Raw genomic sequence first — 7,650 nt, 5'->3', positions numbered from 1 at the left:
TGATCGGAGAATCCCTAAAGTCGAGCAAGTGCTCAGGGTCGGGATGACTAGATCCGATATGACTCTGCATGCGCTACCTTCCTGAGCGTGCGCCAGTACGAGCGAACGCGCTTGGCAAAGGTCGGCGAACTGCTGAACAATACGATGGTCGCAAAGGACACCCACCAGCCGGGGCGCAGGCAGGTCAGCAGGTACTGATTGAGCCAGATGCGCGCGATTCTCAGCCTGTAGCGCTTCGGATCAATACCCCGCAATTGCTCTATCGCAGAAGCTTTGTAGAGTGTGCTCAATACGCGGCGGCTGGTTAGAAAGCGTTCCGGGAAGTCTACGCCAGCCTCGGAGTGATTCAGGACTCTGAAGTTGCGCCTCAAGACGTTGTCCCATAACTTCAGATTGCTCAGCCCTACCTCGCAGGGACGTCCAAGCCGGGCGTCAATGCCCTTCCTGCGCATGACACCCAGCATCAGCGCCTGCTCGGTCACCATGCGCGCAGACGTGTAGCCAATGAAGTTGCCAAACGGGTTGCGAGACGGCTTGTCATTGAAAAGCGCGCGCCTTTCAAACAGTGGTTGCTCCCACATGGCGAGCATCGCATCGCGTGTGCCGAACTGAACAAGGTCCGATATGTGGAACAACATCGGTAACCGTTCAGGGTCACGAATGTAGAGCATCGTGGTGGTAATGGGCGTCTCGAACAAGCGCGTTTCGCCAGGGTTGGCATCATCTGGCTGGCCTATGACAGCCAGTGCAGGGCTGGTCAGGTTGTGGTCGGCGCGCGTCTTCATGACATACGGTCTTGAGGCGGCCTGAATACCGCACAACGTCGATCGCAGCATGCGATTGATGTTGATCTGATTACCGGCATCGTCGACGAAGGCACCCGGATCATCCGACATGATGAGCTGATCCGCTTCAACCGCAGAAGTATCTTCATGACACCAGGTAGAGACGATAACTTCGGCATGTGGCAGGTGTGTCCTGACCGATGCGATACAGGCGAAGATATTCCGCTGGGGGCTCAGGTTGCGATAAAGAGGTCCCTGGATAACCACGCTGATTTTTCTGGAATCAACGGCCACAAGATGAGGCATGTTCTTAACCTTTAATGAGGAATGACGACGAGAACAGATCATTCAGATAAATCTCGCAGCACGCCGAAAGACGCGCAAAAAAAGACGATGCATGCGACGCAGGACTCCAGCCAGCATTGGCAGGCTGATCAGCACCGTCTCAAGACGAGTGACCATGAATAACCTCCCGATTTGAGCCGAACGAGCTGCAGCTGTTGTGATTGAAGGCAGGTTATTGAACGAGGCATTGAGGGTTCGCGAATAGATACCCAGGTGCATGGCAGGCACCATGATCACGATGTTTCGGTTTCGAAGCCTTGGGCTCAAATAGTTGTAGCGAGCCATTTTCTGGATGAAGTCCATGCAGGTAGCCGAGTCATGCTGACCAAAATCAATCAGCACCCATACGCTCTCGACCTTATCCATATGACGCGCAACGCTGTTCGCCACGATGCCGCTCAGGCCATTTTCGTGAAGGAAGTCTTCCAGACTGAACTGGACGTGGTCCGTCGGTAGATCGCTGATGGGCAGTTCGGTCAGGTTGTAGCGGTCATCGATGACAAGCACCGGGATTGTCTTTCTATACGCGTGCTGGATGTGGGACAGCTGACAGATCAGCTCATGACTGGCCGGCCTGGGGCTCAAATGAGACACGACGAATATCTTCATTTTGAACCTCTGGCATAGGACTCGAAGGGAGTGGAGTTATAGATAGCCTTCACCGCAGCCCACACGCTTTCAAAATAGAAGATTTTCCCGTTGTTTCTGCAAGCACGAACCGCCGAAATCAAAATACCCGGGAGCGACAGGAGGAGGTGATGAAAGTAATCATCCTGCTGACGAACAAACCATGTCTGCGTACTGCGTTGACGCAACATATTGCGCACTTCACAGCTCTGGGTGATCAGCGTCTGTTTGGCCAGCACAGGGTCTGCAAGGAAGCGATTGACCAGAAACTCTTGCCGCGTACTTGGGAGCTGGTCAAACAACACCAGCCTCTCAAAGTCGCTGATAAATTCTCTGACCGTTCCAATATCGTTTTTGAACGTGGACTGCTGAACGACATGATTGATCAGCTCGATCCAGGCTCGAACACTTATATGACAAACCCCGGTCGGTATACTCACTGCTGCCCGGCTGACGAGGTACTTACTTGCGAACTGGTGCAGCCTGGCGAGAGCCGTTTTGCTGGAGATGTTGATCAGAGGCTTCTTGTTCAGAACCGAGAAGTAACGCGGGCCTATGCGTCCGAGTTTGCCACTTGCTGATTGCACCAAAGTCTCTGATCCCAATAGCGCACGGGAGGTGATTGATTGCGTAATGCCGAATGGATTGACCCTGCAAGGTACTCCAGCTTTTGACAGGCGCATACCGTGTTCAATGTCTTCAAATTCAACCCAATACAAAGACTTGTCCAACGGGAAGGCATTCCACACTTCCTTCCGGCAGATGTAGAGACTGCCGGTCGCGTAGCAGGAGTCGCTGTTGTAACGCATGGCACTGGCATAACTGAAACCGGTCCGCTCGATCTCTGGAAAAATCGACGGGGCGATACTCGCTGCATCGCTGCAGTTTCGGCTCACCCCCTGAAGACCGTTGGCTATCGCGCCCAAAGCCATGCCGTAATCCGAATAGCGGCGAGGGTGCATACTGAGCCGATTGTCGAAAAACATGCTTTGCAGTGTCATCAACGGATAGCGCGGACCAAAGCGACGTACGATTTCTCCAAAATTCCTGGGCAGAAATACGCGGTCATGCAGGATCACGAGATTGCTGAATCCGGCCTCCAGAGCGAGACGATTTTTCTTCTTGCAGATCTGCACTGGCGGAGCGGTAATGTCCTGCCCCACGATGCGAACCTTGTCGAAATAGGCGAAGTTGCTTCCCGGTGTGCCACACAAAAGTATCTCCTTGCGCGGGACGTCAATTTCCAGAATACGCTTCACTACCGCATTCAGGACCGTGGCGTCTCCTGGCCCTACAGGAAGGCAAAAGCTCCAGCCATCAAGATCGTCATCGGATTCCGCCGCCAGCCTTGCTACCTTTTTGTAGGTGACAGAGGTGGCCGAGCGTTCGATTACCTTGAGTGATCCGGCAAAATACTCACGGTCCAGATAGCACTCAAACTCAGTGTCTTCGATAACTGTAATCTTCTCGCCAACATTCAGAAAATGGGCACCGTCCCACAGCAGCAGTGGCGCCAGCGGTGAATCACTCTGGACACCATAAAAGCAGTAACTACCCGAGTCGTACATGGATAACGGACGCAGTGCGGCATGCAGGTTTTTGATTACCCGCTCCGGCTTGCGAAACGGATGGGCGCGGAACGAAACAAAACCCGAACATTCATGGGGCAGCAGCAGGCCAACCGGGAGCTTATGCAGGCTGTCCGCCGCCAGGTAACCAAGGCTTGGATGGTGCTGGAGATGGGTCGTTTTCATGGCTCAGACGACGTACTTGTCGGCAAGCGCGCCGGGCACCTTAACGACAACGGTGGTTGCATCAGTGAGCGCTTCGAACGCAGTGATGTCGCCCGGCTCCAGAACGATGATGTCGCCTGCATGCCAGACCTGATCGCGCATGTTGACGGACCCGGAAATGAGCACGGTTATCTCTGTGGCAACCTTATGATAATGGGCAGCTTCCTTTTCGCCTGCCTGGTAAATCTTGACCCCGACCTCACAGGACTCGGTATTGAAAGCAGCAGGCTCGAAGCCGCCCACAAACCAGCCTTTGACCATGTCTTGCAGTCTTGCCGTTTTCATCGCATTTCTCCTGCTTCGAAAGCGTGAAGCTGACTATTGGTTTTCAGTGGCCGGTACTGACTGGGTTCGATTCGGTAGGCACCGATCCTTTTCTGTAACAGCACCAGCTCATTGAGAGCGGGTGCTATGTAGAAGTTGTCATTGACCCTGGCATCCTTGCGAATCATCTCTTTCGCCGCCGCCACGAACAGCGAGCCGGATTTGAACCAGTACACACCTGCAATGGCGTGGGGACTGATCGGATTTTTTCGGCAGCTTCAATGACCCGGCAGTTGCTATCCAGACGTGCGAATGAATAGCGAGGGTGCAGTGAATTGAAGATAACCACGCCGGCATCTTCATCGTTGTTCCGAAACGCACGCACGGCGTCACGCAGCTCTATATCCAGAAAATCACTGACACTGAGAATCAACAACTCATCATCGTTGTCGATTTGCCCGCTCGCCAGAAGTGCCGTGCAGGCGGCACCCCGGGTGATTTTGTTAATGGGCAGAACACTGGCCGCAGGGTGCATTTGCTGGACCATGTTGCGAAGGTGCAGCCGAGTGACATCGTCATTCGAGAATGTGCAGATGATCCTGCGCGGCTCAAGCGCAGCACAGTTGTCGATCAGCGTATGGATCAGTGGCTTGCCATTGCATTCGCACAGATATTCGGGGTACTCGCCGTCGTCGAGCGACGTCTCTCCCTTCTTTCCCGACAGAAGAATGATGTTCAATGCGCTCACAGGCTAGCCACCTTGTCGACGTTGATCTCATCGACCTTGCCGAGGATGTTATTGAGGTTTACATCGCAGGTTTCAGCCACGACCAGAACATGGGCACCGGAATCTCTGGCGGCTTTGATACCATTTTCGTTGTCTTCGACGATCAGACACTCTTCGGGCATCAGGCCCAGTTGCCTGATGGCTTTGGTGTAGATATCGGGAGCTGGCTTGGCATGTTTGACATCCTCGTTGGAGAGCTGCAAATCGAGGTATCGCTCCAGGTCTGCCCTGTTCATCATGACCTCCACGGTGTTGCGAATGGAGTTGGATGCAACCGCCAGCTTGTAGCCCATTGTTTTCAACGATGACAGCGCGTACTGATGCACAAACGTCGGTTTGCACTGGGCGTACACGATTTCCATGGTGTACTGCTGCTTCATCTCGTTGATGAATGCGTGCAACGCAACCGGCAGGTCGCGCTCTACGCTCAGCATGTCGAGTTTGCGCGAGGTGGGCAGACCGTCGTAGGCGGTGAGGTGTTCATGGCGACTGATGTTGTAACCGAACAGGCTGAGGGCTTTGTTCAGTGCATCGTAATGCCATTCCTTGGCTTCAATGAGGACGCCATCCATATCGAATATCACTGCCTTGATCATGATTGCCTCACTTGAAGAAAGTGGCTGCGTCTGCGGGAATATCAGTGCAAATCGTTAAACCGTCGTGCGCTTCGAGTTCAAGCAATTGCTGCCACAGGCCGCCATGGTCACGCCCGTGCAACTCGGGAGATACCACACACACCTGCTTGCCCTGAGATAGAAGATCGCCAATAACCTGACTGGAAAACCATTCCCCCTCAAAACCGTCAAGCCAGACACCTGCTGCCTTTTCGATCCAGGCTGGGGACGGTTCAACTTCGCTGAGCCGGGTGTAAGTAATAACGTTCGCGTGAAAGTAACTGCGCATGTCCGGTACCGCCATATCGAAGGCAAACCAGTTGGTATGACCATATCGAGCGAAGGTTTTGGCGAGCGCCTGCGCCATTCCATCAGCTTTGATGTTGATGGCCAGTGGCAAGTTACGACCTGCCATGATGGCGAGCAGCTCCTCAAGCGTCAGCTCGCCACCAACGGGCATGTCGTGAGAAATAACCAATTGACCCGCCACGTCGCGGACATCGGTTTCTGTGCCGAAACCAAGGTCGAATGATCGGTGAAATGCTTCGGGCAAATTGCGCTGCGGCTTTTGCAGCCAATAGCCACGATGGCTGATGATCTGCATGTCAGGCCTGCCTTCCCGAGGCTGCCTGCCTGCTTAGCGGCAACGACAGGAATTGGTTCAGGTCTGCCGGTATACCCAGGCCGTACATGCCATGACCCTCTGCGCCAATACTGTAATGAATCACTTTGGCGCCGCGTCCGATGATCTCGTTGTACGCCGGGGCAACATAGAACTCGCCATTGACGCGAAGATCTTTCATGACCATTGTCTCGATGGCCGATATCAACTGACCTGCATTGCGAAAGTTGTAGATGCCGACAGTGGCTTCGTCAGAGATGACCTCTTTTTCCACCACGCGAGTGATCAGGCCTTCTGCACTGAATCCCACAAACGACCACTTCGGATCGCTGGCTTTCATCGTCATGATCAAGCCCGCTGCGTCACTCTCGTTCATTGCCCGCAGATAAGCGTTTATGTCCACATCGACATACTGGTCGCTGTTGGCAATCATCACTTGCTGGCTACAGTCGAGCAGGTGCCTCGCGGCATAAACGGAGCACGCAGCGCCGCCTGTCAGCCCACCGAGTTCGACGATGTCGCATCCAGGTGCCCACGCATTCAGCTTTTCCTTCAGCGAATAGGTTGCGACCTGATCCGCCTGACAGATGAAGATGAATCGGTGCGGACAATCCGGCGTCAGGTTGTCAATCACGACCTTGATCATCGGTACGCCATGTACAGGGATCAACGGCTTGGGATCGGTGTAGCCCGCGACCGCAAAGCGACTCCCGGCACCCGCCATCGGAACGATAATTTGCAGCATGAAAATCCCTTTTGAATGGGTGATTTGAAGTTGACGAAGCGGCATTGACTGCAATGAATCAATAACAACCGTGTTCAATCATCCGGCCACGCTCAAGCGTCAAATAGCGCTGACAAAACTCTTTACCCTCTTCTACCGCGTGGGTAACAAGAATCAGGGCCATGCCGTCATCCTGCAAAGTGCGAATTCGCTCGTGGCATTTGCGCTTGAACTCTTCGTCCCCCACAGCGAGCACTTCGTCAGCCAGCAAAACCTGTGGCTCAACATGAACAGCCACCGAAAAACCCAGCCTCATATACATACCCGACGAATAGTTCTTGACCGGGGTATCAATGAAGTTTCCCAGACCGGAAAAATCCACGATCTCGTTGAAACGCGAACGCACTTCCCTGTTACTTAACCCGAACAGGCTGGCGTTGAGATAGATATTCTCCTCCCCTGTCAGATCAGGGTGAAAGCCCACACCGATTTCTATTAAAGGGGCTACACGACCCACCGTAGTCAAGCGTCCGCTGGTGGGAACAAGGATGCGTGAAACCAGCTGTAAGAGCGTGCTTTTACCTGAACCGTTATGTCCCACAAGTGCAAGCGACTCCCCTTTATGCAAGGTGAACGACACGTCGCTGACTGCCATGAACGTTTCGGCATGCTCACGGTATCGAGCATCGAACAGGCCTAGAAACTTGCTTTTCAAACCGCCCCTGTTGTGGCGAAGAGTGAACTGCTTGGTAAGATTTTCCGCCTTGATGACGACGCGGCTCATAAATACTCCACCACGTCGTCGACCTTTCTGAATATCAGCAGGCCGATGAGCAACGAGGCGGCCCCCATCAACACGCAAAGCAGCAGATCACGGGTGTCTGGAACCACACCAGCATGCAAAATGCTGCTGAAACTATCGAAATAAAGAGCTACCGGGTTGTAGGCCGCTATGCTGGCGACACCCTCGGGCAGCGCGGAGGTGACCCACACAATTGGCGTCAACCAGAACAGCAAGGGCAGAAACACATCGATGAAGTGTTTTGCATCCCTCACAGTTACCTGAATGACGCTAAGAGGGTGTAGACA

The 7,650-nt window shown here is 53.7% G+C and carries 9 protein-coding genes and 1 pseudogene; all 10 read right to left on the bottom strand.

Translation table 11 applies throughout. The features are described from left to right. Positions 1-47 precede the first annotated feature (47 nt). Positions 48-1,091, bottom strand: coding sequence for a WavE lipopolysaccharide synthesis family protein (locus ALO64_RS00080; RefSeq protein ID WP_044345384.1), 1,044 nt, complete (start codon positions 1,089-1,091; stop codon positions 48-50). Between the two features lie 42 nt (positions 1,092-1,133). Further along, on the bottom strand, positions 1,134-1,739 hold the full coding sequence (locus tag ALO64_RS00075; RefSeq protein ID WP_002551864.1) for a hypothetical protein: 606 nt from the start codon (positions 1,737-1,739) through the stop codon (positions 1,134-1,136). Next, complete coding sequence (locus tag ALO64_RS00070) at positions 1,736-3,511, bottom strand: hypothetical protein (protein WP_044345385.1); 1,776 nt, start codon at positions 3,509-3,511, stop codon at positions 1,736-1,738. The genes ALO64_RS00075 and ALO64_RS00070 overlap by 4 nt, the downstream gene beginning before the upstream one ends. Before the next feature lie 3 nt (positions 3,512-3,514). Further along, complete coding sequence (locus ALO64_RS00065; protein ID WP_002551862.1) at positions 3,515-3,835, bottom strand: hypothetical protein; 321 nt, start codon at positions 3,833-3,835, stop codon at positions 3,515-3,517. Next, a pseudogene (locus ALO64_RS00060) lies at positions 3,832-4,562 on the bottom strand (glycosyltransferase family 2 protein). Before ALO64_RS00060 ends, ALO64_RS00065 begins: the two are co-directional and overlap by 4 nt. Then, positions 4,559-5,197, bottom strand: coding sequence for an HAD family hydrolase (locus ALO64_RS00055; protein WP_002551860.1), 639 nt, complete (start codon positions 5,195-5,197; stop codon positions 4,559-4,561). The pseudogene ALO64_RS00060 and the gene ALO64_RS00055 overlap by 4 nt, the downstream one beginning before the upstream one ends. Before the next feature lie 7 nt (positions 5,198-5,204). Next, complete coding sequence (locus ALO64_RS00050; RefSeq protein ID WP_005731151.1) at positions 5,205-5,819, bottom strand: PI-PLC domain-containing protein; 615 nt, start codon at positions 5,817-5,819, stop codon at positions 5,205-5,207. A gap of 1 nt (position 5,820) precedes the next feature. After that, a complete protein-coding gene (locus ALO64_RS00045; protein WP_044345387.1) occupies positions 5,821-6,582 on the bottom strand; it encodes a glycosyltransferase family 2 protein in 762 nt (253 codons plus the stop codon). Between the two features lie 58 nt (positions 6,583-6,640). Further along, positions 6,641-7,345 carry an ABC transporter ATP-binding protein gene (locus tag ALO64_RS00040; RefSeq protein ID WP_005742963.1) on the bottom strand — a complete coding sequence of 235 codons (705 nt, stop codon included), beginning with the start codon at positions 7,343-7,345 and terminating at the stop codon, positions 6,641-6,643. Further along, positions 7,342-7,650, bottom strand: a 309-nt coding sequence (locus tag ALO64_RS00035) for an ABC transporter permease (protein ID WP_408002889.1), incomplete at its 5' end; no start/stop codon positions are given. The genes ALO64_RS00040 and ALO64_RS00035, both read right to left, overlap by 4 nt.

The organism is Pseudomonas meliae (assembly GCF_001400515.1).
Lineage (GTDB): Bacteria > Pseudomonadota > Gammaproteobacteria > Pseudomonadales > Pseudomonadaceae > Aquipseudomonas > Aquipseudomonas amygdali.
This window is presented reverse-complemented; position numbering and strand designations above follow the sequence as displayed.